Here is a 25,023-nt window from a genome sequence, read left to right as displayed (position 1 = left end):
CGCCATCTCATGGTGCTTATGTTCATTGCTTGGCGCCGTCGGGACAAACGTAAAATCGACCCGCAATCCATGACTAAAACGAATGAATCCGCGAACCCTCACCCCTTCCATGTCGTTATTGCTGGCCTTCGAGGCCGCCGCACGCCATGAAAGCTACACCCGCGCCGCCCACGAACTGTCGCTGACGCAGAGCGCGGTCAGCCGTCAGGTGCAGATTCTGGAAAAGATGCTTGGCATGCGCCTGTTCAGCCGCGAAGGCCGGCAAGTGGTGCTCACCGATGTCGGGCGCATGTATCAGCGCGAACTGGCCGAAGCCCTCGGGCAGATCCGCAGCGCGACCCTGCAGGCCATGGCGTTCGGTTCCGGCATTCACAGTTTGCGTCTGGCGACGCTGCCAACTTTCGGCTCGAAATGGCTGCTGCCGCGACTCAAGGACTTCTACACCGCGCACCCGGGCATGACCGTGCACTTGCATTCGCGCATCGAAGCGATCGACTTCGACACCAGCGAAATCGACGCGGCAATCTGTGTCGGTGCGGGGGACTGGCCCGGTCTGAGCGCCTTGCCGCTGCACACTGAAGAGTTGGTGGTGATTGCCAGTGCGCAGTTGTCACAGACCGAACGCGACGAAGCCGAACAGCATATCGCCGGGCAGTTACTGCTCAACGTCAGCAGCAATGCCCAGGCCTGGGCGGAATGGTTCACGCATCATGGCTTGCCGCACCGCAGCATGCGCATCGGGCCGAGCTTTGAAATGACCTCGCACCTGATTCAGGCGGTGCGGGCGAATATTGGCGTGGGGCTGGTGCCACGGATTCTGGTGGAGGATGAATTGCTTAACGGCGAGCTGCTGCAACTGGGGGAGCCGATCACCAGCCGGCGCAGCTATTACCTGGTGTATCCGCCGCGCAATGAGGCGCTGCCGTCACTGAAAGCGTTCAGGGACTGGTTGGTGGATACGCTCTGACTGGAGATCTCACAATGCCAAACATAACGAAACGCCGCTCGATGAGCGGCGTTCAGTCAGTCCCGATACTGGCGCTTCAGCGGTGGCGGCGCACTCGGCCCTTTGACCAGGGGCTTGGCTAACAGCTTGCCGTCCGGACCATAAAAGAGGCGCCTGACGCTGGGCGGCATGGGAGTAGGCTCTTTTGCGCTCATGATGAAACCTCTTCGACAGAACTGAATTCGACCCACTGAACTTTCGAGGAATCTATCACTAATAGTTCGCCGCCAAAAGGCAACGCCACGCCGTCCGCCCCCAGCCAGCCTGGATTCAGCATGATGAATTGTCCCTCCAGCGGGCCGGAAGGCCACTCGCGGGCCAGCCAAACAATCGTCTTTCATCCGTCAAATGCAGCGTTACCAGGCGATTGTGCCGGGCAAAAGTGCTGTACCACTCGCTGGGGTAAGAGTTTTTATTGGTTACATTTTTACTTCGTAACCATTTGTGCAGTTTGTCATTCGAAGCCAGAGCACACGACAACAAACCGAGTCCCATTGAAACCATGAACGCCCATATCGCCTGGGCCTTGCCATCCCATTTCCCTACAGAAAAGCCCTTCGAGCCTATCCATAAGCCAATAGCCCCGATCCCCAACACCACCCCATGAATCACAAACGTAAAGATCAACGCCTGCACAATCTGCCCGAACGTATCAGGCCGCTTGAATGAAGTGAGCGTGTAGAAAATCCAGGTAGAAACGAATCCGGGAATCAGATACTGCAACAACGGGATAACTTCCTTGACCAGATCATCCATGATCCGTGGCTCCTTGAAAGACTTGCCGGCCTGATAAGTGACCGGCAATCAAAGCCTAGCGCACGCTGGAATACGCCTCGTGCCGATCTGTCACAGCGCATTTCGCAAAGCAAAAAAAAAGCAGAAACCATTGATCCGGTTTCTGCTTTTTATGCAGCTGGCTTTTGCATCTGAGGCTGGGCTTTACAGGCAGTCACGCACCGATTTGCGCAACGACCCGGACTTGGCCCATGGCGGTCCCTGATACAGGGAAACGCGGCTGCCGTCCTTGTATTTGATGATGTCGAGAATCTCGTCGGCGGTGACGAGGCTCGGTGCCTTGATCCGGTAGCCGTTGGAAATGGAGGTCTGCGTGGTCTTCGGAATGTCCTGCTGCCACAACGGCAACAAGCACGCGGCATAGTCTTTAGGCGCTTTGGTGGTGGTCTTGCTGAGGTTTGGCTCGCCCGGTACCAGCGATGCTGGCAATGAGCAACCCGCCAGCAATGCCAACGCCAAACTCCCGATCCATATCCGCATGGTGTTTCCCTGATCTGAAAAAAAGCGAATGTAACGTGTAACCGGTTGTACATCCATCCCGACGCCCCGCTACAAGGGCATTTGGACAAATATTTACATCCATTCACCCGGTGACAGACGAGTTGCACATCGGCGATGAAAAATGCGGCTACTCTGTTTTACCGAGAATGACCGGAGGTGATCATGCGGCTCAATGAATACGAACACGAACTTCAGCGCGACCTGCAAGCCGTTGCATCGGATTTGAGATGGTCGGCGGTCGACCTCAAGCGCATCGCCGAACAACTGCGCAAAAGCGGCAATGAAGCGGATGCCCAGGCGGTACTCAGGTCCTGCGAGGTGCTGCAAAGTGATGAAGAACGATTGCAGTCCTATGCCAAGGAAGTGAAAACGCGCTCCATCAGCCGAAGCAAGGTTCACTGATAGCGACCCTGCCCTCAACAAGAGCCCCGGCAATTACCGGGGCTCATTCGTTACATCTGCTTCAACTCGCAGTGTGACTTCGAGCCCGCGCCAAGCGTTGTCTGTAACTTGGCAACGCAGCGGCATAGGCCAGCGCTTCTTCTCTGCTACCAAACGACGCAAGCCGATCGCCTTGGGTACAAACCCGCCATGGGCCGTTGTTTACACTGAGTACGTCGTAGCCGTTCATGTGCATCTTGTTCAGGACAGGAATGCTCATGGGGACCTCCTTTTTGCTGACAGTGGATTCAGCTCTGCTTTTTTACCTTACACCCTGTTGCCGGCGATGTGCCGACCGGATGTCGCGGATAGCCATGTGCCAAGGCTCTGGCACTTTCAACCTTGCCAAACACTCAAAACCCCGACGGAACCTCTGAATCCGGTCCCGGCTCGAATATTGCAGTTTTATTTCATTTATGTGACACGCAGTAAACAGGTAACAGATGAAAGTACGCGCAACCGTTATTTGCGAGCAGGATCGACACGTTCTCCTGGTGCGCAAACCCCGCTGTCGCTGGACCTTGCCCGGCGGCAAGGTCGAGCCTGGGGAAACCAAAGCCGGGGCGGCGACGCGCGAGCTGCAGGAAGAAACGGCACTGGATGCCGAGCAGATGTTGTATCTGATGGAACTGCACAGCGGCAGCACCCAGCATCATGTCTACGAGGCGTCGGTGCTGGATCTTGAGCAGTTACGCCCGCAAAACGAGATCATCGAATGCATCTGGCATCCGCTGGACGCGGTGCAGAATCTGCCCACCAGCGACGCGACGTTACGCATCGTGCAGGCGTTTCAGCGGCGTTTGTGAGGTATCAGCCGGCGAATGCCCGGCGCCCGGCGCTCATTTCCGTGCGCAATTCACCGATGAAGTTGGAAATATCGCGGATGGTCACCAGGTGTTCCGGTGAGACGCCATTGAGCAACAACTCGACTCGCCCGGAGTCAGGCTCATAAACCTTGATCCGCAGCAATCCCTGCTCCACTTGTGTGCATTCGCATTCAAGCGACGGAAAGCCGGATTCGACAATCCGGCAGATGTCGGCAATGGCTAGCATGGGCGCATGCCTCGCAGGCGATGAGTCGGTCGACCGATTCAGCATAGATGAGCGATCAATAATCTGCCGCCCCGACGACTGCCAACCCGATCACATTTCCAGCGCGGCCTCAGTGCGCGTCATGATCCCAGATCCAGTTCCACATCCCCGGTAATTGCACCGGCTGCGAACTCTGCTGAACGGTGCGCGCCAGCGCCGCTTTCTGCAGTGCCGCTTGATCATCGTAAAACGGCTTGTCCGCCAGCCTCACGCCCGTGGCGGCAGCACTGTCGAGGAGAATCTGCAGGTATTCGCGGGTATGCCGCGCGGTATAGCGATTGAGGTCATGAAACGTCACCACCACCGGAATCACCCCGTCCACGGTGGGAAATTCGCCGAGGGCAATGCGCTCGCGCACCTCCGATAGCTGGCGCAGCATGTTCGCCCGACGTCGTGGACTGGCGTTGAAGCCCCAGATCTTGCCGTCGTTGGCGCTCAGATCGGTCAACAACACATGCAAGCCATGTTGCTGATAGGCGGCGAAGGTGCGCTTGTCGTAATTCCAGAATGGCGGGCGCAGCAGGATCGGTGCTGCTCCGGTGATCGCGGCGATATCCGCGGTGCCGTTGCGCAACGACTGCTCCAGTTCTTGCGGATCGAGCGAGCGATGATTGGTGTGCCAATGGGTGGCGGTGTGGAACCCGAGGATGTGCCCTTCGGCGTGCTCCCGCCGCATGATGCCGCGGCCGATTTCACTGTTGCCGGCGCGAGGTGCGCGGGTCTGGACGAAGAACACCGCTTTGATGGCCGGTTGCACCGGGTTGACCTTGAGGCTGTCGAGCACGGTCGCCGACGGATTCCACAAACTCGACGCACTTGGGCCATCGTCGAAGGTCAGCAGAAAGCGCACCGGCGCCTGGGCCTTGAGCCGGGTTTCGGTTTGCGCGGTCATCTCGATCGGCGCGGCAATGCAGCCGGCCAGCCCGAATGCGATGGCCGCTGCACAGAGAAGATTGAACGCGTATTTCATGTTTTGCCTTGCGCCTGACCGTTGCGGCCCTGTTGTCGACTGGCAAAACTCCCTCGCCCTGATCCATCCCTGCGCCCGGCTTCGCGAGCCAGATCTGGACAGGGTACACAGGCTTTGGTTCCGGCGCTCGCTCAGTCAGCCAGTGCCTGTTGAAACGAGGTATCGATAACCCCGGCGGTGGCCAGCGGCGCCGGCAGTGCCTTGACCTTGAACAGGAAGTCCGCGGTGCCCTGCAAGTCGGTCGCCGCCTGCTGATCCACCGGCCCGACAGTCATGTGCGCCTGGCGCAACCAGTGTCGCGACACCTGCTGATCGAGATTGGCTTTCTTCGCCCACAGATCCGCGTATTCGTCGGTGTGGCTGTCGACCCAGGCCCGCGCCTGTTTCAGACGCCCGAGAAAATCGGCAATCGCTGCACGCTTGCTGTCGATCGACGGCGCCGACGCGGCAATCGCGCTGAGGCCCGGCATCAGGTTTTTCGCCGTGAGAATCGGCCGCGCACCGGAGAACACGATTTGCTGGGAGATGTACGGTTCCCACACCGGGAAAGCGTCGATGCTGCCCTGCGGCAATGCCGCCGCCGCATCAATCGGCATCAACTTGACGAAGTCGACGTAGTTTTCCGGCAGACCGCCCTGCTCCAGGGCGCGCAAGGTCAGCTGCTGGCTCCAGGCGCCGGGCCAGTAGGCGACTTTCTTGCCCTTCAGATCAGCGATGGTTTTCACCGGCGAATCTTTCGGCACCAGCAAGGCGATAGTGTCCGGGTTCTGCCGCGACACACCGATCAGTTTCACCGGTGCCTGTTTGGCGGCGAGAAACAGAAAACCCGAATCGCCGAGAAAGCCCAGATCCAGCGAACCGGTCTGCAACGCCTCGGCCAGTGGCGCGGCGGCCTGGAAGTGCTTCCAGTCGACGCTGTAAGGCGCGTCTTTCAGCACGCCAGAGGCTTCGACCGAGGCGCGGATGTTGTAGTAGTTCTGGTCACCGACATGCAGGACCAACGGCTCGGTAGCGTAGGCAAACGGAGCGGCGAACAAGGCGGTGATCAGTGTGCTGCGGAGCAAACGGGAGAGCTTCATGGCGGGTCCTGCGACGGGATTTTGCATAGACCATAACGCTGTTGATTGGCGGTTTTTAAATTCGATTAATGCATAAGTTAAGCGCTCCGCATGCGCACTGTCCGCTGCGCAACAGTGCGATACCACAGTGTTGCCCAAGCAACAGTTGAAAGGCGCGAAAACCGGCGAAAACCTCGTAAACATGGGTCGAGAAGAACATGGCACAGAGCCTGCAATATTCCATTCATGCAGGACGCAGCCGATAAAAATATATTTTTGGACATAACAACCAGTGCCTCTGCCGGAGCGTCGCCATGACATCGTTTTCACCCTTATCCCGCCTCAAAACACTGCTGGTCGCCAGCGCCATGGCGCTGAGTCTGCAACCGCTGGCTCAGGCCGCCGAAGCGCCGCCTGCGGAAGTCCATCTGGATTACGCCTACTACTCACCCGTGAGCCTGGTACTCAAGCATTTCGGCTTCCTCGAAAAAGCCCTGCCGCAGACCAAAGTCAGTTGGGTGCTGAGCCAGGGCAGTAACCGTTCACTGGAATATCTGAACAGCGGTGGCGTCGATTTCGCCTCCAGCGCCAGCCTCGCTGCGGTGCTGAGCCGGGCCAACGGCAGCCCGATCAAATCGGTGTACGTCTACAGTCGCGCCGAATGGACTGCGCTGGTGGTGCGCAAGGATTCGCCGTACCAGAGCGTCGCCGACCTCAAGGGCAAGAAAATCGCCGCCACCAAAGGCACCGACCCGTACCTGTTCACCCTGCGCAGTCTGCAACAGGCCGGGCTGAAGAAAGACGACGTGGAACTGGTGCACCTGCAACACCCGGACGGCCGCACCGCGCTGGAAAAAGGCGATGTCGACGCCTGGGCCGGACTCGATCCGCACATGGCCGCCAGTCAGGTACAGGCCGGTTCGCGTCTGCTGTATCGCAACCCGGCATTCAACAGCTACGGCGTGGTCAGCGTCACCGAGCAGTACGCCAAAGAGCATCCGCAAACCATCGACACGGTGATCAAAGCCTACGAGCAGGCGCGGCAATGGGCGCTGAAAAATCCCGACGAGTTCGCCGCGTTGCTGGCCAAGGAATCCGGTCTGCCGCTGGACGTGGCCAAACTGCAGCTGTCGCGCACCGATCTGAGCAGCCCGCAACTGACCGCCAACGACGTGCAGGCGTCCAAGGCTGCGGCACCGATTCTGGTGTCCGAGGAACTGGTGCGGCGTGGAGTAAATGTCGATCAGGTCATCGATCAGTTGCTCGACAGTGGTGTGCAGCAAGCCGTCGCCCGCCAGTAACCGACCAGACTCACCGCCCATCCCTGTTTGACGCGGATGAGCGGTGAGCGGAGCCCCCGCATGACCATTCGCAGTAATGACTTGCCCGCACTTCCCCAGAGTGTGTCGAGACCTCGTCCTTCAACCCTCAATCCGACATGGCGACGGCGCCTTAAAGGCCTGGCCCTGCCGCTGCTGATCGTGGTCGCCCTGGAGTTCATCGTGCGCCTCGGCTGGCTGCCGTCCTATCAGATGCCCGCCCCGAGCGAGATCGCCCTGACCCTCACCGACCTCGCCGAAGGCGCACTGTGGAAACACATCGGCGCCAGCCTGCTGCGGGTGTTGCTCGGATTTGCCATCGGCGCGAGCCTGGCGCTGGTGTTCGCTGCCTGGGTCGGTTTGAGCCGCGAGGCCGAGGCGTATCTGGAGCCGACGTTCGCCGCCCTGCGCTCAATTCCGAGTCTGGCCTGGGTGCCGCTGTTGCTGCTGTGGCTGGGCATCGATGAAACCTCGAAGATCGTGCTGATCGCCATTGGCGCGTTCTTCCCGGTCTACGTCAATGTGGTCGCGGCGATACGCAATATCGACCGCAAACTGGTGGAGGTCGGGCGCATCTATGGCTTCAGCCGCTGGCAACTGGTGCAGCGGATTCTACTGCCCGCCGCCCTGCCCGGCCTGTTCACCGGGTTACGCAGCGGCATGAGTCTGGCGTGGATGTTTCTGGTGGCCGCCGAGCTGATCGCCGCGACCAAGGGCCTGGGTTATCTGCTCAGCGACGGCCGCGAAACCTCGCGCCCGGACATCGTGCTGGCGGCAATCATCGTGCTCGCCGTGCTCGGCAAACTCAGCGACGGTTTGCTCGCGGTACTTGAGCGCCGCTGGCTGGCCTGGCGCGACACGTTCACCGGTCAGGAGGCGCAGGATTGATTGGCCTGAACCAACTATGCTGAAAGCGTCCACCCAGAGATTCGGCGCATGTGCGGAAGACTCTCGCAGTACCGCGGCATTCACGACTTTGTCGCGGTGCTGAGCATTCCCGATGCGCTGATCAATCACGTCGGCGACGCCACGCTGGAACGCTACAACGCAGCACCCACCACGTCACTCGCGGTCCTTCATCAACATGATCAACGCCTGTATGCCGACAACCTGCGCTGGGGCTGGCGCCCGCACTGGGCCAAGGACCGCGCGGCGCCGATCAATGCCCGCGTGGAAAAGGTCGCGCATGGGCCATTCTTCCGGACGATCTGGCGGCATCGGCTGATCGTACCGGTCGACAACTGGTTCGAATGGGTCGACGGCCCGGATAAAACCCGCCAGCCGTGGCTGATCCGTCGGGCCGATCACGGGCCGGTTTTCTGTGCGGCCATCGGGCAGCTTCCGACACCCGGCAGCGATGCTCGGGAGGACGATGGATTCGTGATCATCACCGCCGACAGCGTCGGAGGCATGCTCGATATCCATGATCGCCGACCCGTGGTTTTTCGCGCTGACATGGCTGCCGAGTGGCTTGATCCGGCAACGCCTGCGGAGCGCGCCGAACAGATGCTGCTGTTCGAAGGGGAACCCAGCGTCGCCTTCACCTGGCACAAAGTCGGCAAAGCCGTCGGCAACTCCCGCAATCAGGGCGCCGGGCTGATTGAGCCAATCACCTAAAAATCCCGCGCCCTCACCCGTTAACCCCTGTAGGAGCTGCCGCAGGCTGCGATCTTTTGATTTTGCTTTCAAAAAAAGATCAAAAGATCGTCCGAACGCGGCCCGAGCCTTCGGCAGCTCCTACAGGTGATTTCAGGTGAATACAGGTGACACTCGATCTTTACAGGTGCTGTTTCATTGTTGAGACAACCGGAAAAAAACAGTCGTTTGAGCGAACTAACCGCCTGTCTGACATTTCAACCGTCATACATACATTTAGATGCGCTACGGATAGCATGCGCGCCGCATTTCCAATTGGCATACCAGTTGACCAAAGAGTCAGCAAAACCAGGAATCCCCTACAACTTTAACAAGCCTTGCAGAGAACTAAGTTGCGCGACGATTTTGCAATCAAACAGGCCAACGGCCTGGAGTGTATCTATCTGTCCATGACAGAACGCTTTCAACTCGACTGTTTTATCGGCCACTACATCAAGACCCGAAACCTGCGTTCAGTTCCAGACATCGAACGCATCCTGCGCACCACCCTCCAGAGCTATCCCGGCCACCCGCCGGTGATGGTCAACGAGCTCAATGCATGGATCGACAGGACCCTGGGCTATCGGGCGTCACACCCGGACTTCCCGCAGCTGGAAGACCTCTGAAACAACAAAAAGCCCCGCAATCGCGGGGCTTTTTGTATGTCGCCATCAGAATTTCACATCCGGCCCGGTGAGTTCCTTGTCATCGTCGTGCTTCCACGTCTGCTCCTTGCGTTTCTCGCGCTCGATTTCTTCTTCGCTGGGCTCGTCTACTTCTTCGTCTTCATCGGGACGCTTTTGCTCGGACGTCATGTGCACCTCGCCTTGTCGAAAATAGTCATCCAACAAGCGTAGAACAGTTTTTCCCCGGCAACTTACAGCCACCACCGCAACAAAAAGAAAAACGCCATGCTCAAGAGCATGCTGAGCAAGGTATTGCGGGTGTACAGCACCAGGCCGATCGCCACCAGCGAACTCAGCAAGTACGGATTATCCCACTGCAGATTCAGCTGTTTATCCGGCATGAACACGATCGGTCCGCAGATCGCGGTCAACATGCCCGGCACGGCAAAACCGAGAAACTGTCGTGCGTTGCTGCTCAAGCGTAGCGGCAGGCGCGGTTCGAGAAACACGTAGCGGTTGAGAAACACCAGAAGCCCCATGCCGAAAATCACTGCCCAGACCATCATGTGCGCCCCCGATACAGCTTGTTGCAGACAAATCCTGCGGTCATCCCGGCCAGCCCTGACAACACCAGCGCCGAGCCCCACTGCCAATAACTGAACAGCACCGAGCAGAACAGCGAAACCGCCACACACACCACGGTCGGCACATTGCGCACCACCGGGGTGATCAGCGCGATAAACGTCGCGGCAATCGAAAAATCCAGGCCCAGATGCTCAAGCCCCGGAATGCTGCTGCCCAGCACGATGCCGGCCAAGGTGAACAGGTTCCAGGCGATATAGAACGTCAGACCGACGCCCAAGGCGTACCAGCGATTGAACTGCTGGCGATCATGCTGGCTGGTCAGGGCGAACAGTTCATCGGTGAGCAAAAAGCCCAGGCCGATACGCCAGCGCCCGGGCAACGGTGAAATCACTGAACGCATGCTCATCCCGTACAACAAGTGCTGCGAAGTCAGCAGCAGCGTGGTCAACAGAATCGAGAAAATCCCGGCACCGCCCTTGAGCATGCCGATCGCCACCAGTTGCGCGGCCCCTGCGAACACGATGCTCGACAGGCCCTGCCCCTGTAACGGCGTGAGGTTGGCTTCGATCGCCATGGAGCCGGCCAGCAGCCCCCACGGCGCCGTCGCCAGTGATAACGGCATGATCGCCGCAGCACCGTGAAGAAACGCACGGCGCGGCATAAGTGAGTCAGACATAACGCTCTTCAACCGAGGAAACGGTCGCAGACTCTGCCAGCAAGTGCCCCTTCGTGGCTTGAACAATCTTGCGCACTTGCGCCAAATCACCGCGCCCTGGCGTTGCTGTCGGCGTACCATGGAGGCCTTCACAACCGCGTCAGGGAGACGACATGCTGTACCGAATCGCAGCCGACGGGCTGGTGCTGTTCCACCTGTCATTCATTCTGTTCGTGCTGTTCGGCGGGCTGCTGGTACTCAGGTGGCCACGCCTGATGTGGCTGCACTTGCCAGCGGCTGCCTGGGGCGTGGCGGTCGAGGTGTTGCACCTGACCTGTCCGCTGACTTACTGGGAAAACCTGATGCGTCACGCCGCCGGGCAGACCGAATACGCCGGCGGCTTTATCGAGCACTACATCTGGCCGATCATCTATCCCGCCGGGCTGACGCCGCAAATTCAATTGGCGCTGGGCAGCGTGGTGCTGGTGATCAACCTGCTGGTCTACGGGCGCCTGCTGCGACGGTGGAAACTGCGCCGCGCCAGCCGTATCCCGTTCTAACGCGCGGCGGGTTTCAACGCTTGAAGCCAGGCGGGGTCCAGGCGCTTCTGGTCGAGGTCCAGACCGAGCGCCTGCATCCGCTCCCGGTGCGCTTCGACTTCACGGTGCAATTGCGCGTGATCGCTGGAATTACCGTCCAGTTCATGCATCTGGGTCAGCCCCAGATGATAGAAACGCAGCACCTTCATCGCGGTCGGATCGTTCTGCTCGACTGCTGCGGTCACTTGGTGCATCACGTTGGTCACGCTCATCAGGCTGCGCTTGAGCCGCCAGCTGTAAACCGCCGGGGCCATCCACGGCTGCTGCCAGAACTGCCCGCGCATCAGCGCCGCCGTCAGCAGAAACGCGACAAACACTCCGCCGACATTGAACCGCAGGTTATCGCCGCCGGGTTCGCCGAACAGCGCCACCGCCGCCGTCGAAAGCGCCATCGCCAGCACCAGGAACAGCACCGCGATGATGATCGTGCTGCGGCGGGTCTGCTGGCGAAACGTTGCTGGGTCCATCGGCTGGATCTCGAACATCAGGCATGACTTCCTTGAGCGATAAAAAGGGCAACGGAAAAAACTCGCTGCGCATTATCGCCTCTCTCCGCGATTTAGCTATGCTGGGGGCCCTTTTCATCTCTTCAGCGTCCAACGGGGACATGGCGGTACAGCGCAGATCGTGCCATCTTCATTCATGGATACACACTATTCGGATGCCATTTGCCTGCCATTGGAATGACATCGTTTTAAGGATCATTGCATGACCCAACGACACGTAATCAACGCCTCGGTCAGCCCGAAAGGCAGCCTGGAAACCCTTTCTCAACGTGAAGTTCAGCAACTGAGCGAAGCCGGATCCGGCAGCACCTACACCCTGTTCCGCCAGTGCGCCCTGGCCATCCTCAATACCGGCGCCCATGTCGACAACGCGAAAACCATTCTGGAAGCCTACAAGGACTTCGAAATCCGCATTCACCAGCAGGATCGCGGCGTGCGCCTCGAGCTGCTGAACGCCCCGGCCGACGCTTTCGTCGACGGCGAAATGATCGCCAGCACCCGCGAGATGCTGTTCAGCGCCCTGCGTGACATCGTCTACACCGAAAACGAACTCGACAGCCAACGCATCGACCTCAGCACCTCGCAAGGCATCAGCGACTACGTCTTCCACCTGCTGCGCAACGCGCGCACCCTGCGTCCGGGTGTGGAGCCGAAAATCGTCGTGTGCTGGGGCGGCCACTCGATCAACACCGAAGAATACAAATACACCAAGAAAGTCGGCCACGAACTGGGCCTGCGCAGCCTCGATATCTGCACCGGTTGCGGCCCCGGCGTGATGAAAGGCCCGATGAAGGGCGCGACCATCGCCCACGCCAAGCAGCGCATCCATGGCGGGCGCTACCTCGGCCTGACCGAGCCGGGGATCATCGCCGCCGAAGCGCCGAACCCGATCGTCAACGAACTGGTGATCCTGCCGGACATCGAAAAACGTCTGGAAGCGTTCGTGCGTGTCGGCCACGGCATCATCATCTTCCCGGGTGGCGCCGGTACCGCCGAAGAATTCCTGTACCTGCTGGGCATCCTGATGCACCCGGACAACGCCGGCCTGCCGTTCCCGGTGATCCTGACCGGGCCGAAACATGCCGCGCCGTATCTGGAACAACTCGACGCGTTCGTCACCGCCACCCTCGGCGATGCGGCGAAGCAGCACTACGAGATCATCATCGACGACCCGGCCGAAGTCGCGCGGCAGATGACTGCCGGCCTCAAAGCGGTGAAGCAGTTCCGCCGCGAGCGTAACGACGCGTTCCACTTCAACTGGCTGCTGAAGATCGACGAAAGCTTCCAGCGCCCGTTCGATCCGACCCACGAAAACATGGCCAACCTCAAACTGCACCGCGACCAGCCGCCCCACGAACTGGCCGCCAACCTGCGCCGCGCGTTCTCCGGGATCGTCGCCGGCAACGTCAAGGACAAGGGCATCCGTTTGATCGAAGAACACGGGCCGTATCAGATCCGCGGTGACGCGGCGATCATGCAACCGCTCGACGCACTGCTCAAAGCCTTCGTCGCCCAGCACCGGATGAAACTGCCGGGCGGCGCGGCGTATGTGCCGTGCTATCGCGTAGTGGCATAACCCTCAAGCCACCACCCCCCACACCACAAACCAATGTGGGAGCGAGCTTGCTCGCGAAGGCATTCGGTCAGTGACATTAATGCTGACTGACACTGCGCTTTCGCGAGCAGGCTCGCCCCCACAATTGTTTTGAGGTCAACCCGATGCTGCCGTTCAGCCTTGGTTTCTGACACAAAAGCCCCTCACATTCCTCACGACAGCCACCCCCGGCCCGTACTAAGCTTCGCGCTCAATTTTTCAGGGACGATTCATGAAACGGATTGCCGCGTGTCTGCTGTCACTCCTGGCCCTGGCGGCCAATGCGGCGGACCTGCAACTGCTCACCGACAATCACCCGCCCCTGCATTTTCAACAAGGCGATCAACTGGTGGGTTATGGCGTGGATGTGGTGCGCGCGCTGGCCGAACAGACCGGTGACCGGATCGTGCTGCAACAAGTACCGTTGCTGCGTGCCCTGCGCACCGCCAGCGAGACCCCGAATACGGGCGTTTTCACGGTTTTGCGCACCGACGAGCGCGATGATCGTTACCAATGGGTCGGGCCGCTGATCGAAGTCGAAACCGCCCTCTACGGCCATGCATACAGCCAGCCACCGGTACGCTCACTGCAAGAGGCGGATCAGGCCGGGCGCATCAGCGTGCCGCGCAAATGGCTGGTCTACAGCTACCTTCAGCAGCAAAACCTGAAAAACCTCGACGGTGTCGAAACCCCTGAGCAGATGATGCGCCTGTTCAGTCTGGGCCGAACCGACTTCGTGGTCTCCGACACCCTGTCCACCGCCGCCCTGGCCCGCACCCAGGGCATGGAACCGGGACGCTTGCAGTATCAGATGTCGTTGATGAAACAGGACACCTACATCGCCTTTTCGCTGCAGACCGATCCGGTTCAGGTCAAACGCTGGCAACAGGCGCTGGAAACCTTGCGCGCCGACGGGCGCCTGGAGCAGATTCGCCAGCGCTGGCTGATGAATGCACTGCCGAGATAATCATTGGCTGAACTGGCCCCATCGCTGGCAAGCCAGCTCCCACAGTGGTTTGTGTTGTTCACGGATTTTGTGATCCATGCAAACCCCTATTGAAGCTGGCTTGCCAGCTACCCCAGTTTTCTGTGTTGTTCACAGATTTTGTGATCCATGCAAAACCCTATTGGGGCTGGCTTGCCAGCTAACACAGCTTTCTGTGTTGTTCGCAGATTTTGTGATCCATGCAAAACCCTGTGGGAGCTGGCTTGCCAGCGATGGGGCCAGTCACAACAACATCAATCAAGCAGACGCGCCGCCAGCATCTTCGCCTGCAACGCCACATCGGTCACCGCCGTGCTCTCCCACCACATCCCGCGCAGCGGTGGCCCCATCGCGAACAATCGGCTGCCGGCCTGCCCTTCAGCGTCCAGCACCGCACCGTCCACCGCCGCCGCAATCCCCAGCGCCAACGGCCCCGGACGCACCAGCCCACGCGCCAGCAACTGCTGCGGCAGCGGGCGCGCGACGCGGCGCCAGTCGTACTCGATGCCACTGGAATTGATCAGCGCTGCACCTTGCACCACACAGGTTTGCGCCTCGCCGCGACGCCGAATTCGAATGCTCACACCCTCGCCCGTCATCGGCTCAAGCCCTTTGAACGACGCCGCCTGAATCCGCAACCGTCCTTCGTTGTGCAAGCGCTCAACCAATGCTGCACTCAGCGGCGGCGACCGGTGATGGTGACTCTCCCACCACGGCCGCACATGCCGTACGAATTGTCGACGCTGCACGTCAGTCGCCTGACTCCACAACCGTCCGATATGCGCCCGCACGGTGTCCAGCGGCGCTTGCCAATCGATGCCCTGAGCGATCGCCTCGCGGCAATGCCTGCGCAGTTCGCGCAACAATTGTCGCGGTGTGCGGATGCTCTGATTCTCGGCGAGGAAATCCACCCATGCCGGCGGTTGGCGCCGCACATGGGGCAACAGCCCATGACGGGAAAACACTTCGATCGCCCCGCGATGCCCTGCCTGCTCCAGCGAAACCACCGCATCGACCATGGTCAGGCCGGAGCCGATGATCAGCACGGTCGATTGCGGATCGAGCTGGCGCATGGCAGCGACATCCCACGGGTCGAGCGCTGCGGCGTTCAGGCCGCTGGACTCTTTCTGCGGCGTGCGGGCGGCGGGGAACATGCCCGTGGCGAGCACGGCGTAGGCACCGCGCAGAGTCTGCCCATTACTCAAACTCAGTTGCACCGAATCGGCCTCGCTTTGCAGATCGACGACTTCGGCGCAGATATGCTCGACGCTCGACCCCCGCTGCGCACCGACGATTCGCGCCTCGGCCAGACGCTGCTGCACATACACGCCGAACAGCCCGCGTGGCGGGAACAGTTCGCTGACCGGCACATTCTGCTCGGCAGATTCCGGCCAGCCACCGGCGGCAATGTGCGCGGTCAGCCATTGCGTCAGGTCATCGGGGTTGTCCGGGTCGACACTCATGCGCGCCGCATTGCCGTTGAGCGTGTGGCCAAGCTCGACGGCGCTGTAGGCTTCACCGCGACCGAGCTCGGCGCGCGGTTCGATGATCTGGATCCGGCGCTGGCCGGGCAGTCGCAGCAATTGCACGGCCAGCATCGTGCCACTGAGGCCACCGCCGATGATCAGGATGTCTGCGTTCTGATTCATTTCAAATCACCACATTACGCACAAACCGCACCGCGACCGTTCCGTCGTTGCGATAGCCGTGCGGCTGGTTGCTGGCAAACATGAAAAACTCGCCAGTGGAAATGGTATTGGTCACATCGCCGACCGTCAGCGTCAGGCAACCTTCGAACACATAAATCTGTTCACTCCAGCCATCGGCATCCGGTTGTGAGGGATAGATTTCGCCCGGCTGCAGGCACCATTCCCATTGCTCGACCTCGCGGGTGGCGGTGGCCTTGGACAACAGCACCGCTTTACTCCCCGGAATGACGCCGGCCCAGGCCACCTCGTTGATGCGGCTGGTATCGCGTGCGTCGGGGGCCTGGATCAGGTCGCTGAAGGCCACGTCGAGCGCTTCGGCAACGCGATCAAGGGTGGTCAGGCTGACATTCTTTTCCCCAGCCTCGATCGCCACCAGCATGCGCCGACTGACGCCGGACTTTTCCGCCAGCGCGGTCTGGCTCATGTCGGCAGCGTGGCGCAGGCGCCGGACGTTGTGGCTGACGTGTTGCAGGACGGACGCCCGTTGGCTGGAATCTTTGTGCACTATATTGCTCACTCGGTGGGGTTGGGCAGTATACTGCGCAACGTTGGGCGCATTGTGCGTCCTGCCTTTTATAGTGCGCAAGGTCATGACGTCAGTGAACGAATCTTCCACCTCTCTCCGCTTTTCCCGCTTCAGCAAGGCCGAGTGCGTGCTGGTGCTGATCACCATGGTCTGGGGCGGCACGTTCCTGCTGGTGCAACACGCGATGACCGTCAGCGGCCCGATGTTTTTTGTCGGCCTGCGCTTTGCCGCTGCGGCGTGCATCGTCGCGCTGTTCTCCTGGCGTCACTTGCGTGAACTCACGTTATTTGAACTCAAGGCCGGATCCTTCATCGGTGTGGCAATCATGCTCGGTTACGGCCTGCAGACGGTGGGCCTGCAAACGATCCCGAGCAGCCAGTCGGCATTCATCACCGCGCTGTACGTGCCCTTCGTGCCGTTGCTGCAATGGCTGGTGCTGGGCCGTCGTCCGGGGTTGATGCCAAGCATCGGCATCATGCTGGCGTTTACCGGGTTGATGCTGTTGTCCGGGCCTTCCGGGGCTTCGCTGAATTTCAGCCCCGGAGAAATCGCCACGCTGATCAGCGCCATCGCGATTGCCGGCGAGATCATTCTGATCAGCACCTACGCCGGTCAGGTCGATGTGCGTCGGGTGACCGTGGTGCAACTGGCGGCGACCTCGGTGCTGTCGTTCCTGCTGGTGGTGCCGACAGGTGAAGCACTCCCGGATTTTTCCTGGACCTTGCTGGTGACTGCTCTGGGCCTCGGCGCGGCGAGTGCGGCGATTCAGGTGGCGATGAATTGGGCGCAGAAAAGCGTTTCGCCGACCCGCGCGACCTTGATCTATGCCGGTGAACCGGTCTGGGCCGGCATCGTCGGGCGGATTGCCGGGGAGCGTCTGCCGGCGATTGCCTTGGTTGGCGCCGGGTTGATTGTGGCGGCGGTGATTGTCAGCGAGTTGAAGACCAAGGGTAAGGTTGACGAAGTGGACGCTGAGCTGGAGCGGGAGACCCAAGGTTAATCCGCAATATCTCGAGAGCCTGAACCATAGCCATCGCGAGCAGGCTCACTCCTACAATTGAAATACGTTTCCCCTGTAGGAGTGAGCCTGCTCGCGATGAGGCCATCCCAGGCAACATCCATCTACCTGAAACAATGCCAAACAGAAAATTCCAGACTACTTTGTAGGATTCTGAGACATCCTGGCGTTTGGTAATCAGGGAGCTGGCACGTATGATGCTTCACAAACTTCCGCAGATTAGAAGCCTATGTCCCTGATAGTTCTACTGCTTCTGCCATTCATTGGCAGCTGTCTGGCAGCGGTGCTGCCACACAACGCGCGTAATACCGAATCCCTGTTGGCAGGTCTGGTCGCTCTGATCGGCACCGTGCAGGTCGCGCTGTTGTACCCGCAAATCGCCCACGGCGGGGTGATCCGCGAAGAATTCATGTGGCTGCCCAGCCTCGGTTTGAACTTCGTCCTGCGCATGGACGGCTTCGCCTGGCTGTTCTCGCTGCTGGTGCTGGGCATCGGCGCGCTGGTCTCTTTGTATGCGCGTTATTACATGTCGCCGGACGATCCGGTGCCGCGCTTCTTCGCCTTTTTCCTGGCGTTCATGGGCGCCATGCTCGGGCTGGTGATCTCCGGCAACCTGATCCAGATCGTGTTCTTCTGGGAGCTGACCAGCCTCTTCTCGTTCCTGCTGATCGGCTACTGGCACCACCGCGCCGATGCCCGGCGTGGCGCCTATATGGCGCTGATGGTCACCGGTGCCGGGGGACTATGCCTGCTGGCGGGGGTCATGATCCTCGGCCATGTCGTCGGCAGCTATGACCTGGACAAGGTCCTGGCCGCCGGCGATCAGATTCGCGCACATGCCCTCTACCCTATCCTGCTCCCCCTCATCCTCATCGGCGCCCTCAGCAAAAGCGCGCAGTTCCCCTTCCATTTCTGGCTGCCGCACGCCATGGCGGCGCCCACTCCGGTTTCGGCTTATCTGCACTCGGCGACCATGGTCAAGGCTGGAGTGTTTCTGCTTGCGCGTCTGTGGCCGTCATTGTCCGGCAGTGAAGAATGGTTCTACATCGTCAGCGGCGCCGGTGCGTGTACGTTGTTGCTCGGCGCCTATTGCGCAATGTTCCAGAACGACCTCAAGGGCCTGCTGGCCTACTCGACCATCAGCCATCTGGGCTTGATCACCTTGCTGCTGGGCCTGAACAGCCCGCTGGCGGCGGTCGCGGCGGTGTTCCACATCCTCAATCATGCGACCTTCAAGGCTTCGCTGTTCATGGCCGCCGGGATCATCGACCACGAAAGCGGCACCCGCGACATCCGCAAGCTCAGCGGCCTGATCAAACTGATTCCGTTCACCGCCACATTGGCGATGGTTGCCAGTGCGTCGATGGCTGGCGTGCCGTTGCTCAACGGCTTCCTGTCGAAAGAAATGTTTTTCGCCGAAACCGTGTTCATCAACGCCACCGCGTGGGTTGAAGCGGCGTTGCCGATTGTCGCGACCATCGCCGGGACCTTCAGCGTCGCCTACTCGCTGCGCTTCACCGTCGACGTGTTCTTCGGCCCGACCGCCACCGATCTGCCGCACACCCCGCACGAACCACCGCGCTGGATGCGTGCGCCGGTCGAGCTGCTGGTGTTCACCTGCCTGGTCGTCGGGATCTTCCCGGCCCAAGTGGTCGGTCCGCTGCTCGCGGCCGCCGCGCTGCCGGTGGTGGGCGGAACCTTGCCCGAATATAGCCTGGCGATCTGGCACGGTCTGAACGCGCCGATGATCATGAGCCTGATCGCCATGTCCGGCGGCATCGTGGTCTATCTGCTGCTGCGCAATCAGCTCAAGCGGGGCCGCTTCAAATACCCGCCGCTGGTGGGCCGCTTCAACGGCAAGCGCCTGTTCGAGCGCAGTCTGGTGCTGATGATGCGCATGGCCCGTCGGGTCGAACGCCGCCTCGGCACCCGCCGCCTGCAGATGCAACTGTTCCTGATGGTGTTGGCGGCGGTGCTCGCCGGCCTGATCCCGATGTTGCACAGCAGCCTGAGCTGGGGCGACCGGCCGAAGATTCCGGGTTCGATCGTGTTCGTCACCCTGTGGCTGCTGGCAATCGCCTGCGCCCTCGGCGCCGCCTGGCAGGCCAAGTATCACCGTCTCGCCGCCCTGACCATGGTCAGCGTCTGCGGGCTGATGACCTGCGTGACCTTCGTCTGGTTCTCGGCACCGGATCTGGCCCTGACGCAACTGGCGGTCGAAGTGGTGACCACGGTGCTGATCCTGCTCGGCCTGCGCTGGCTGCCACGGCGGATCGAAGAAGTCTCGCCACTGCCGTCGAGCCTGCGCAAGGCCCGGGTACGCCGCTTGCGCGACTTGCTGCTGTCGATTGCCGTCGGTGCCGGCATGGCGCTGTTGTCCTACGCGATGCTGACGCGGCAGACGCCCAACGACATTTCCTCGTTCTACCTCAGTCGCGCCATGCCCGAGGGCGGTGGCAGCAACGTGGTCAACGTGATGCTGGTGGACTTCCGCGGCTTCGACACCCTTGGTGAAATCACCGTGCTGGTGGCCGTGGCGCTGACCGTGTTCGCCCTGCTGCGCCGCTTCCGCCCGCCGAAAGAAAGCCTGCAACTGCCGGCTCAGCAACGCCTGCTCGCACCGGACGTGGTCACCGATCTGGTCAACCCGCGCAGCGCCAGCGACACCGCGCTCGGCTTCATGATGGTGCCGGCAGTGCTGGTGCGCCTGTTGCTGCCGATTGCGCTGGTGGTGTCGTGCTACCTGTTCATGCGCGGTCACAACCAGCCGGGCGGCGGCTTCGTCGCCGGACTGGTGATGTCGGTGGCGTTCATCCTGCAATACATGGTCGCCGGTACGCAGTGGGTTGAGGCGCAAATGAGCCTGCGGCCGTTGCGCTGGATGGGCACCGGGCTGCTGTTCGCCACCGCCACCGGTCTTGGGGCGATGGCGGTTGGTTATCCGTTCCTGACCACCCACACCTGGCATTTCGCCTTGCCGCTGCTGGGCGAGATCCATATCGCCAGCGCGCTGTTCTTCGATATCGGCGTGTACGCCGTGGTGGTCGGTTCGACGTTGCTGATCCTGACCGCCCTCGCCCACCAATCGGTGCGGGGTCACAAGACCGCGTCACTGCCCAAGGCCGTCGCCAGCAAAGGAGCCGTCTGATGGAAGAAGTCATCGCAATCGCCATCGGCGTGCTCGCCGCGTCCGGCGTGTGGCTGGTGCTGCGGCCACGGACGTTCCAGGTGGTCATGGGCCTGTGCCTGCTGTCCTACGCGGTCAACCTGTTCATCTTCAGCATGGGCAGCCTGTTCATCGGTAAAGAGCCGGTGATCAAGGACGGCGTGACCCAGGATTTACTGCACTACACCGATCCGCTGCCGCAGGCACTGGTGCTGACGGCGATCGTCATCAGCTTCGCCATGACTGCGCTGTTCCTGGTGGTGCTGCTGGCGTCGCGGGGCCTGACCGGCACCGACCACGTCGACGGCCGGGAGCCCAAGGAATGATGGCGATGACTCACCTGATCGCCGCACCGATCCTGCTGCCGCTGCTGACCGCCGCCATCATGCTGATGCTTGGCGAAAAGCACCGACCGTTGAAGGCGAAAATCAATCTGTTCTCCAGCCTCATCGGCCTGTTCATTTCGGTGATGCTGCTGCAGTGGACGCAAACCACCGGCGTGCCCGGTTCCATCGGCGTGTATCTGCCGGGCAACTGGCAGGCGCCGTTCGGCATCGTGCTGGTGGTTGATCGCCTGTCGGCCTTGATGCTGGTGTTGACCGGGATCATCGGCGTCAGTGCCCTGCTGTTCGCCATGGCGCGCTGGGACGGCGCGGGATCGAGCTTCCACGCGTTGTTCCAGATTCAGCTGATGGGCCTGTATGGCGCGTTCCTCACCGCCGACCTGTTCAACCTGTTCGTGTTCTTCGAAGTGCTGCTCGCCGCCTCTTATGGCCTGTTGCTGCACGGTTCGGGTCGGGCGCGGGTATCGTCGGGGCTGCATTACATCTCGATCAACCTGCTGGCCTCGTCGCTGTTCCTGATTGGCGCGGCGCTGATCTATGGCGTCACCGGCACGCTGAACATGGCTGATCTGGCGCTGAAGATTCCGCTGGTGCCGGAAGCCGACCGTGGCTTGCTGCATGCTGGCGCGGGGATTCTTGCGGTGGCGTTTCTGGCGAAGGCCGGCATGTGGCCGCTGAACTTCTGGCTGGTGCCGGCCTACTCCTCGGCCAGCGCGCCGGTGGCGGCGATGTTCGCGATCATGACCAAGGTCGGCGTCTACACCCTGCTGCGTCTGTGGACGCTGCTGTTCTCCGGGCAGGCCGGGGCTTCGGCGTTCTTCGGTGGCGACTGGCTGATCTACGGCGGTATGGCGACCATCGCCTGCGCGGCGCTGGCGATTCTCGCCGCGCAACGCCTGGAGCGCATGGCCAGCCTGAGTATTCTGGTGTCGGCTGGGATTCTGTTGTCGGCGGTAGGTTTCGCCCAGCCGAACCTGATCGGCGCGGCGCTGTTCTATCTGGTCAGCTCGACCCTGGCACTGAGTGCGCTGTTCCTGCTGGCGGAGTTGATCGAGCGTTCGCGTTCGGCCAACGAAATCCCGCTGGAGGATGAAAGCGAGTTGCTGCCGCGTCCGCAGGAATCGCTGCAACCGCCCAAAGGCATCAACCTCGATGACGAGCAGAAAGCCGTGGTCGGTCAGGTCATTCCGTGGACTATGGCGTTTCTCGGCCTGAGCTTCATTGCCTGTGCGCTGCTGATCATCGGCATGCCACCGCTGTCCGGATTCATCGGCAAGCTCAACCTGATCGGTGCGCTGCTTAATCCGCTGGGGCTGGGCGGCGAGGCGCCGATCTCCAACGCGGCCTGGGCGCTGCTGACGCTGCTGATCCTCTCCGGACTGGCTTCGCTGATGGCATTTGCGCGCATGGGCGTCCAGCGTTTCTGGACGCCCGAGGAACGCCCGTCGCCGCTGCTGCGCAAGCTTGAATGCGCGCCGATCTTCCTGTTGCTGGGGCTGAGCATCGCGCTGACCTTCAAGGCCGAACCGCTGCTGCGTTACACCCAGGCCACCGCCGACGCGCTGAACAACCCGCAGCAATACGTGATGGCGGTGCTCGGCACCCGCGCCGTGCCAAGCCCTGAAGCCAAGGCGGCGATGCTGGAGGTGCAGCCATGAAGCGCGTGTTTCCGGCACCGTTGCTGTCACTGGCGTTGTGGGTTTTGTGGCTGACGCTGAACCTGTCCGTCAGCCCGGGCAACCTGCTGCTCGGCGCGATACTCGGCTTCGCCGCACCATTGATGATGCGCAAGCTGCGCCCGAAACAGGTGCGCATCCGCCGCCCGCTGACGATTTTGCGCCTGTTCGTAATGGTGGGCCGTGATGTGGTGATGTCCAATCTGATCGTCGCCTGGGGCGTGCTCAATGCCGGTCGCCGGCCGCCGCGCTCAGGCTTCGTCAAAGTGCCGCTGGACCTGCGCGACGCCAACGGTCTGGCCGCGCTGGCGATGATCTGCACCGTGGTGCCCGGCACCGTGTGGTCGGAGCTGGCGCTGGATCGCAGCATTCTGCTGCTGCACGTTTGGGATCTGGATGACGAGGCGCACTTCATCCACCACTTCAAGACTGCCTACGAGCAGCCGTTGATGGAGATTTTCGAATGAGCCCGCTGCTGTCGAACGCGATTCTGCTGACGCTGTTCCTGTTCTCGCTGGCAATGATCCTGACCCTGATTCGCCTGTTCAAGGGGCCGTCGGCACAGGATCGAGTGCTGGCGCTGGATTACCTGTACATCGTCGCCATGCTGATGATGCTGACCCTGGGCATTCGTTATTCCAGTGACACTTATTTCGAGGCGGCGCTGCTGATCGCGCTGTTCGGCTTCGTCGGCTCGTTTGCCCTGGCGAAATTCCTGCTGCGTGGCGAGGTGATCGAATGAATGCGCAATTGTCGCTGTGGGTGGAGATTCCGGTGGCGATCCTTCTGGTGCTCAGCGGGGTGTTTGCGCTGATTGGCGCGACCGGATTGCTGCGCATGAAGGATTACTTCCAGCGCATGCACCCGCCGGCGCTGGCCTCGACAATCGGCGCGTGGTGCGTGGCACTGGCGTCGATCATCTGTTTCTCGGCACTCAAGTCGGGGCCGGTGATGCATGCCTGGCTGATTCCGATCCTGTTGGCGATCACCGTACCGGTGACCACGTTACTGCTGGCGCGGGCAGCGCTATTCCGCAAGCGCATGGCCGGGGATGATGTGCCGGCTGAGGTGAGCAGTCGCAGGACCGAGAGCGGTAGCTGAAGTTTTATGTTGTCTGCAATGACGCCATCGCGAGCAGGCTCACTCCTACAGGGGAACGCATTCCAAATGTAGGAGTGAGCCTGCTCGCGATAGCAATCTCCAGATCACCTCAAACCTCAGACCCACGCCACCGCCAACAACCCCGCCCCCAGCACCAGACACAACGGCGAATACACCCAGGTATCCAGCCGCGCAAACCGCGACCCTTTCACTTCCTTGAAAAACCCCACCAGATTCGAATCGCCGATCGCCCGGGCAAACATCAGCAACGCAATCGCGCTGATCACCCATTGCAATGCCTTGTGATGCACCGCCGGCATGCCCCAGCCGACGCGCATGCACACCAGCGCGGCGATCACCAATAATGCTGCCGCCACCAACAAAGTGATCCAGCCTGACGGTTTGAACGCCGGTCGCACCGTCACCACCAGTCCTTGCACCGGCACTTGCGGTACCGCCGCCACCGCCGCCCATTGCCCACCCAGCGCCCAATACACGTGTACCAGGGCGATTGCCGCAAATATCGTCACCAGCCATTGAGCCAACACAAAGGTCATGGTCGAGAATCCTTTCGAGGGATTTGAACAAAACATCCTAGTTGGCATTTTTTGAAGTGCACGACCGATCAGCGGTACGGTAAAGTGCCGCCCCATGAAATTCACCCGTTCCGATCGCTCACTGCTGGCCTGGATGCTTTATTGCTGCGTCCTGTTCAACGTGTTCGCCTGCAGCATCGGTCACGGACAAATGGTCGGGATGCAGCTCAACGGTATCGGCGGCCAGTTCTGTACAGTCGACCCGGCCACGCAAGCGCCGCTGACCAGCAATCCCAGTGAAGAACAATTGCCGACCCTGTCCAAGGCGTTCGGCTGCCCGTTGTGCTCGGTCGGCGGCGGCATGGGCCCGGCGTTCAACTCCAGCCTGACCCTCGCGGTTCTGCCCGAGCAACACAGCCCGCCGCTGGCACCCATCGTCAGCGCCGACCTCCCTGCCCGCTTCACCTGGCCTTCGGCCAACCCTCGCGCCCCACCGCTCGCCTGAGTGTCTTTGCCTTTTTGATTTTTCAGCTCACTGCGCCAACGCGCGGCGTTTGCCTGTGCGCTGATTCCCAGACAA

At 60.9% G+C, this 25,023-nt stretch carries 30 protein-coding genes and 1 pseudogene; 18 read left to right on the top strand and 13 right to left on the bottom strand.

What is annotated here, in order from left to right; translation table 11 throughout:
- Positions 1–82 precede the first annotated feature (82 nt).
- On the top strand, positions 83–967 hold the full coding sequence (locus ACIP8I_RS04555; RefSeq protein WP_400759009.1) for a LysR substrate-binding domain-containing protein: 885 nt from the start codon (positions 83–85) through the stop codon (positions 965–967).
- A 190-nt stretch (positions 968–1,157) separates the two neighbouring features.
- Here ACIP8I_RS04555 and ACIP8I_RS04550 read toward each other — a convergent pair.
- Both ACIP8I_RS04550 and ACIP8I_RS04545 read right to left on the bottom strand, forming a co-directional pair.
- Positions 1,158–1,762: pseudogene (locus ACIP8I_RS04550) on the bottom strand (DUF6338 family protein).
- A 183-nt stretch (positions 1,763–1,945) separates the two neighbouring features.
- Positions 1,946–2,281: a hypothetical protein gene (locus ACIP8I_RS04545; protein WP_003225912.1), complete on the bottom strand. Its 336-nt coding sequence runs from the start codon at positions 2,279–2,281 to the stop codon at positions 1,946–1,948.
- Between the two features lie 183 nt (positions 2,282–2,464).
- Here ACIP8I_RS04545 and ACIP8I_RS04540 point away from each other — a divergent pair, with 183 nt between their 5' ends.
- Positions 2,465–2,704 (top strand): hypothetical protein, encoded by a 240-nt coding sequence (locus ACIP8I_RS04540; RefSeq protein ID WP_007966805.1) that lies wholly within the window; start codon positions 2,465–2,467, stop codon positions 2,702–2,704.
- A gap of 61 nt (positions 2,705–2,765) precedes the next feature.
- Here the strand turns inward: ACIP8I_RS04540 and ACIP8I_RS04535 are convergent, their stop codons facing one another.
- Positions 2,766–2,963 (bottom strand): DUF2188 domain-containing protein, encoded by a 198-nt coding sequence (locus ACIP8I_RS04535; protein WP_400759006.1) that lies wholly within the window; start codon positions 2,961–2,963, stop codon positions 2,766–2,768.
- A gap of 223 nt (positions 2,964–3,186) precedes the next feature.
- On the opposite strand from ACIP8I_RS04535, the gene ACIP8I_RS04530 reads away from it, so the two are divergent.
- Positions 3,187–3,549 (top strand): NUDIX hydrolase, encoded by a 363-nt coding sequence (locus ACIP8I_RS04530; RefSeq protein ID WP_007966809.1) that lies wholly within the window; start codon positions 3,187–3,189, stop codon positions 3,547–3,549.
- A gap of 4 nt (positions 3,550–3,553) precedes the next feature.
- Here ACIP8I_RS04530 and ACIP8I_RS04525 read toward each other — a convergent pair whose 3' ends face one another.
- The 3 genes from ACIP8I_RS04525 to ACIP8I_RS04515 form a co-directional block, all read right to left on the bottom strand.
- On the bottom strand, positions 3,554–3,796 hold the full coding sequence (locus ACIP8I_RS04525; protein WP_003225919.1) for a DUF1652 domain-containing protein: 243 nt from the start codon (positions 3,794–3,796) through the stop codon (positions 3,554–3,556).
- Between the two features lie 109 nt (positions 3,797–3,905).
- On the bottom strand, positions 3,906–4,805 hold the full coding sequence (locus tag ACIP8I_RS04520; RefSeq protein ID WP_400759003.1) for a polysaccharide deacetylase family protein: 900 nt from the start codon (positions 4,803–4,805) through the stop codon (positions 3,906–3,908).
- 131 nt (positions 4,806–4,936) lie between these two features.
- Complete coding sequence (locus ACIP8I_RS04515) at positions 4,937–5,884, bottom strand: ABC transporter substrate-binding protein (protein WP_400759000.1); 948 nt, start codon at positions 5,882–5,884, stop codon at positions 4,937–4,939.
- Between the two features lie 293 nt (positions 5,885–6,177).
- Here ACIP8I_RS04515 and ACIP8I_RS04510 point away from each other — a divergent pair, with 293 nt between their 5' ends.
- From ACIP8I_RS04510 to ACIP8I_RS04495, 4 genes are all read left to right on the top strand, one after another.
- Complete coding sequence (locus tag ACIP8I_RS04510) at positions 6,178–7,164, top strand: aliphatic sulfonate ABC transporter substrate-binding protein (protein WP_400758997.1); 987 nt, start codon at positions 6,178–6,180, stop codon at positions 7,162–7,164.
- 60 nt (positions 7,165–7,224) lie between these two features.
- Entirely contained in the window at positions 7,225–8,070 is an 846-nt protein-coding gene (locus tag ACIP8I_RS04505) for an ABC transporter permease (RefSeq protein ID WP_400758995.1), read from the top strand.
- A gap of 48 nt (positions 8,071–8,118) precedes the next feature.
- Positions 8,119–8,799 (top strand): SOS response-associated peptidase, encoded by a 681-nt coding sequence (locus ACIP8I_RS04500; RefSeq protein ID WP_400758992.1) that lies wholly within the window; start codon positions 8,119–8,121, stop codon positions 8,797–8,799.
- Between the two features lie 371 nt (positions 8,800–9,170).
- A complete protein-coding gene (locus tag ACIP8I_RS04495) occupies positions 9,171–9,443 on the top strand; it encodes a hypothetical protein (RefSeq protein ID WP_108591936.1) in 273 nt (90 codons plus the stop codon).
- Positions 9,444–9,488: 45 nt separating this feature from the next.
- Here ACIP8I_RS04495 and ACIP8I_RS04490 read toward each other — a convergent pair whose 3' ends face one another.
- From ACIP8I_RS04490 to ACIP8I_RS04480, 3 genes are all read right to left on the bottom strand, one after another.
- Positions 9,489–9,632 carry a hypothetical protein gene (locus ACIP8I_RS04490; RefSeq protein ID WP_177482421.1) on the bottom strand — a complete coding sequence of 48 codons (144 nt, stop codon included), beginning with the start codon at positions 9,630–9,632 and terminating at the stop codon, positions 9,489–9,491.
- 62 nt (positions 9,633–9,694) lie between these two features.
- Complete coding sequence (locus ACIP8I_RS04485; protein ID WP_177325723.1) at positions 9,695–10,006, bottom strand: AzlD domain-containing protein; 312 nt, start codon at positions 10,004–10,006, stop codon at positions 9,695–9,697.
- Positions 10,006–10,704: an AzlC family ABC transporter permease gene (locus ACIP8I_RS04480; protein WP_400758989.1), complete on the bottom strand. Its 699-nt coding sequence runs from the start codon at positions 10,702–10,704 to the stop codon at positions 10,006–10,008. Before ACIP8I_RS04480 ends, ACIP8I_RS04485 begins: the two co-directional genes overlap by 1 nt.
- 152 nt (positions 10,705–10,856) lie before the next feature.
- Here ACIP8I_RS04480 and ACIP8I_RS04475 point away from each other — a divergent pair, with 152 nt between their 5' ends.
- Positions 10,857–11,243: a DUF2784 domain-containing protein gene (locus ACIP8I_RS04475; protein WP_400758987.1), complete on the top strand. Its 387-nt coding sequence runs from the start codon at positions 10,857–10,859 to the stop codon at positions 11,241–11,243.
- Here ACIP8I_RS04475 and ACIP8I_RS04470 read toward each other — a convergent pair.
- Positions 11,240–11,767 (bottom strand): DUF3087 domain-containing protein, encoded by a 528-nt coding sequence (locus ACIP8I_RS04470; RefSeq protein ID WP_400758986.1) that lies wholly within the window; start codon positions 11,765–11,767, stop codon positions 11,240–11,242. The two genes, ACIP8I_RS04475 and ACIP8I_RS04470, sit on opposite strands and share 4 nt — an antisense overlap.
- Before the next feature lie 223 nt (positions 11,768–11,990).
- Here ACIP8I_RS04470 and ppnN point away from each other — a divergent pair, with 223 nt between their 5' ends.
- Both ppnN and ACIP8I_RS04460 read left to right on the top strand, forming a co-directional pair.
- Positions 11,991–13,364 (top strand): nucleotide 5'-monophosphate nucleosidase PpnN, encoded by a 1,374-nt coding sequence (ppnN, locus tag ACIP8I_RS04465; RefSeq protein WP_027612974.1) that lies wholly within the window; start codon positions 11,991–11,993, stop codon positions 13,362–13,364.
- 250 nt (positions 13,365–13,614) lie between these two features.
- Complete coding sequence (locus ACIP8I_RS04460; RefSeq protein ID WP_400758984.1) at positions 13,615–14,349, top strand: substrate-binding periplasmic protein; 735 nt, start codon at positions 13,615–13,617, stop codon at positions 14,347–14,349.
- Between the two features lie 272 nt (positions 14,350–14,621).
- On the opposite strand, the gene ACIP8I_RS04455 is transcribed toward ACIP8I_RS04460, so the two are convergent.
- Positions 14,622–16,016: an FAD/NAD(P)-binding protein gene (locus tag ACIP8I_RS04455; RefSeq protein WP_400758983.1), complete on the bottom strand. Its 1,395-nt coding sequence runs from the start codon at positions 16,014–16,016 to the stop codon at positions 14,622–14,624.
- Position 16,017: 1 nt separating this feature from the next.
- Entirely contained in the window at positions 16,018–16,581 is a 564-nt protein-coding gene (locus ACIP8I_RS04450) for an XRE family transcriptional regulator (RefSeq protein ID WP_367084175.1), read from the bottom strand.
- Between the two features lie 85 nt (positions 16,582–16,666).
- Between ACIP8I_RS04450 and ACIP8I_RS04445 the strand changes: the two genes are divergently transcribed.
- The 7 genes from ACIP8I_RS04445 to ACIP8I_RS04415 all read left to right on the top strand — a co-directional run bounded on the left by ACIP8I_RS04445 (position 16,667) and on the right by ACIP8I_RS04415 (position 23,907).
- Complete coding sequence (locus tag ACIP8I_RS04445) at positions 16,667–17,602, top strand: DMT family transporter (protein ID WP_400758980.1); 936 nt, start codon at positions 16,667–16,669, stop codon at positions 17,600–17,602.
- 247 nt (positions 17,603–17,849) lie between these two features.
- Positions 17,850–20,768 (top strand): monovalent cation/H+ antiporter subunit A, encoded by a 2,919-nt coding sequence (locus tag ACIP8I_RS04440; protein WP_400758977.1) that lies wholly within the window; start codon positions 17,850–17,852, stop codon positions 20,766–20,768.
- A complete protein-coding gene (locus ACIP8I_RS04435; protein WP_003225953.1) occupies positions 20,768–21,112 on the top strand; it encodes a Na+/H+ antiporter subunit C in 345 nt (114 codons plus the stop codon). The genes ACIP8I_RS04440 and ACIP8I_RS04435 overlap by 1 nt, the downstream gene beginning before the upstream one ends.
- A complete protein-coding gene (locus tag ACIP8I_RS04430) occupies positions 21,109–22,788 on the top strand; it encodes a monovalent cation/H+ antiporter subunit D (protein ID WP_400758975.1) in 1,680 nt (559 codons plus the stop codon). Before ACIP8I_RS04435 ends, ACIP8I_RS04430 begins: the two co-directional genes overlap by 4 nt.
- Entirely contained in the window at positions 22,785–23,273 is a 489-nt protein-coding gene (locus tag ACIP8I_RS04425) for a Na+/H+ antiporter subunit E (protein ID WP_007966918.1), read from the top strand. The genes ACIP8I_RS04430 and ACIP8I_RS04425 overlap by 4 nt, the downstream gene beginning before the upstream one ends.
- A complete protein-coding gene (locus ACIP8I_RS04420) occupies positions 23,270–23,548 on the top strand; it encodes a K+/H+ antiporter subunit F (protein ID WP_367084171.1) in 279 nt (92 codons plus the stop codon). Before ACIP8I_RS04425 ends, ACIP8I_RS04420 begins: the two co-directional genes overlap by 4 nt.
- Complete coding sequence (locus tag ACIP8I_RS04415; RefSeq protein WP_007966916.1) at positions 23,545–23,907, top strand: Na+/H+ antiporter subunit G; 363 nt, start codon at positions 23,545–23,547, stop codon at positions 23,905–23,907. Before ACIP8I_RS04420 ends, ACIP8I_RS04415 begins: the two co-directional genes overlap by 4 nt.
- A gap of 116 nt (positions 23,908–24,023) precedes the next feature.
- Here the strand turns inward: ACIP8I_RS04415 and ACIP8I_RS04410 are convergent, their stop codons facing one another.
- Positions 24,024–24,464, bottom strand: a complete 441-nt coding sequence (locus ACIP8I_RS04410; RefSeq protein ID WP_007966915.1) for a DUF3995 domain-containing protein — start codon at positions 24,462–24,464, stop codon at positions 24,024–24,026.
- Positions 24,465–24,558: 94 nt separating this feature from the next.
- On the opposite strand from ACIP8I_RS04410, the gene ACIP8I_RS04405 reads away from it, so the two are divergent.
- Positions 24,559–24,948, top strand: a complete 390-nt coding sequence (locus tag ACIP8I_RS04405; protein ID WP_047598254.1) for a DUF2946 domain-containing protein — start codon at positions 24,559–24,561, stop codon at positions 24,946–24,948.
- Positions 24,949–25,023: the final 75 nt, after the last annotated feature.

It is taken from the genome of Pseudomonas sp. NPDC088414, assembly GCF_044753325.1.
Taxonomy (GTDB): domain Bacteria; phylum Pseudomonadota; class Gammaproteobacteria; order Pseudomonadales; family Pseudomonadaceae; genus Aquipseudomonas.
Note: the sequence above shows the minus strand (reverse complement) of the source record. Positions and strands in the feature narration are given on the sequence as shown.

What these genes read in the sequence shown, in the direction of transcription:
- ACIP8I_RS04445 (WP_400758980.1), top strand. Translation starts at nt 16,667, where the DNA reads ATGACGTCAGTGAACGAATCTTCCACCTCTCTCCGCTTTTCCCGCTTC.
- ACIP8I_RS04515 (WP_400759000.1), bottom strand. Translation starts at nt 5,884, where the DNA reads ATGAAGCTCTCCCGTTTGCTCCGCAGCACACTGATCACCGCCTTGTTC.
- ACIP8I_RS04460 (WP_400758984.1), top strand. Translation starts at nt 13,615, where the DNA reads ATGAAACGGATTGCCGCGTGTCTGCTGTCACTCCTGGCCCTGGCGGCC.
- ACIP8I_RS04475 (WP_400758987.1), top strand. Translation starts at nt 10,857, where the DNA reads ATGCTGTACCGAATCGCAGCCGACGGGCTGGTGCTGTTCCACCTGTCA.
- ACIP8I_RS04535 (WP_400759006.1), bottom strand. Translation starts at nt 2,963, where the DNA reads ATGAGCATTCCTGTCCTGAACAAGATGCACATGAACGGCTACGACGTA.
- ACIP8I_RS04415 (WP_007966916.1), top strand. Translation starts at nt 23,545, where the DNA reads ATGAATGCGCAATTGTCGCTGTGGGTGGAGATTCCGGTGGCGATCCTT.
- ACIP8I_RS04410 (WP_007966915.1), bottom strand. Translation starts at nt 24,464, where the DNA reads ATGACCTTTGTGTTGGCTCAATGGCTGGTGACGATATTTGCGGCAATC.
- ACIP8I_RS04435 (WP_003225953.1), top strand. Translation starts at nt 20,768, where the DNA reads ATGGAAGAAGTCATCGCAATCGCCATCGGCGTGCTCGCCGCGTCCGGC.
- ACIP8I_RS04490 (WP_177482421.1), bottom strand. Translation starts at nt 9,632, where the DNA reads ATGACGTCCGAGCAAAAGCGTCCCGATGAAGACGAAGAAGTAGACGAG.
- ACIP8I_RS04485 (WP_177325723.1), bottom strand. Translation starts at nt 10,006, where the DNA reads ATGGTCTGGGCAGTGATTTTCGGCATGGGGCTTCTGGTGTTTCTCAAC.
- ACIP8I_RS04430 (WP_400758975.1), top strand. Translation starts at nt 21,109, where the DNA reads ATGATGGCGATGACTCACCTGATCGCCGCACCGATCCTGCTGCCGCTG.
- ACIP8I_RS04510 (WP_400758997.1), top strand. Translation starts at nt 6,178, where the DNA reads ATGACATCGTTTTCACCCTTATCCCGCCTCAAAACACTGCTGGTCGCC.
- ACIP8I_RS04480 (WP_400758989.1), bottom strand. Translation starts at nt 10,704, where the DNA reads ATGTCTGACTCACTTATGCCGCGCCGTGCGTTTCTTCACGGTGCTGCG.
- ACIP8I_RS04425 (WP_007966918.1), top strand. Translation starts at nt 22,785, where the DNA reads ATGAAGCGCGTGTTTCCGGCACCGTTGCTGTCACTGGCGTTGTGGGTT.
- ACIP8I_RS04530 (WP_007966809.1), top strand. Translation starts at nt 3,187, where the DNA reads ATGAAAGTACGCGCAACCGTTATTTGCGAGCAGGATCGACACGTTCTC.
- ppnN (WP_027612974.1), top strand. Translation starts at nt 11,991, where the DNA reads ATGACCCAACGACACGTAATCAACGCCTCGGTCAGCCCGAAAGGCAGC.
- ACIP8I_RS04500 (WP_400758992.1), top strand. Translation starts at nt 8,119, where the DNA reads ATGTGCGGAAGACTCTCGCAGTACCGCGGCATTCACGACTTTGTCGCG.
- ACIP8I_RS04405 (WP_047598254.1), top strand. Translation starts at nt 24,559, where the DNA reads ATGAAATTCACCCGTTCCGATCGCTCACTGCTGGCCTGGATGCTTTAT.
- ACIP8I_RS04545 (WP_003225912.1), bottom strand. Translation starts at nt 2,281, where the DNA reads ATGCGGATATGGATCGGGAGTTTGGCGTTGGCATTGCTGGCGGGTTGC.
- ACIP8I_RS04420 (WP_367084171.1), top strand. Translation starts at nt 23,270, where the DNA reads ATGAGCCCGCTGCTGTCGAACGCGATTCTGCTGACGCTGTTCCTGTTC.
- ACIP8I_RS04470 (WP_400758986.1), bottom strand. Translation starts at nt 11,767, where the DNA reads ATGTTCGAGATCCAGCCGATGGACCCAGCAACGTTTCGCCAGCAGACC.
- ACIP8I_RS04440 (WP_400758977.1), top strand. Translation starts at nt 17,850, where the DNA reads ATGTCCCTGATAGTTCTACTGCTTCTGCCATTCATTGGCAGCTGTCTG.
- ACIP8I_RS04540 (WP_007966805.1), top strand. Translation starts at nt 2,465, where the DNA reads ATGCGGCTCAATGAATACGAACACGAACTTCAGCGCGACCTGCAAGCC.
- ACIP8I_RS04520 (WP_400759003.1), bottom strand. Translation starts at nt 4,805, where the DNA reads ATGAAATACGCGTTCAATCTTCTCTGTGCAGCGGCCATCGCATTCGGG.
- ACIP8I_RS04455 (WP_400758983.1), bottom strand. Translation starts at nt 16,016, where the DNA reads ATGAATCAGAACGCAGACATCCTGATCATCGGCGGTGGCCTCAGTGGC.
- ACIP8I_RS04525 (WP_003225919.1), bottom strand. Translation starts at nt 3,796, where the DNA reads ATGCTAGCCATTGCCGACATCTGCCGGATTGTCGAATCCGGCTTTCCG.
- ACIP8I_RS04505 (WP_400758995.1), top strand. Translation starts at nt 7,225, where the DNA reads ATGACCATTCGCAGTAATGACTTGCCCGCACTTCCCCAGAGTGTGTCG.
- ACIP8I_RS04555 (WP_400759009.1), top strand. Translation starts at nt 83, where the DNA reads ATGAATCCGCGAACCCTCACCCCTTCCATGTCGTTATTGCTGGCCTTC.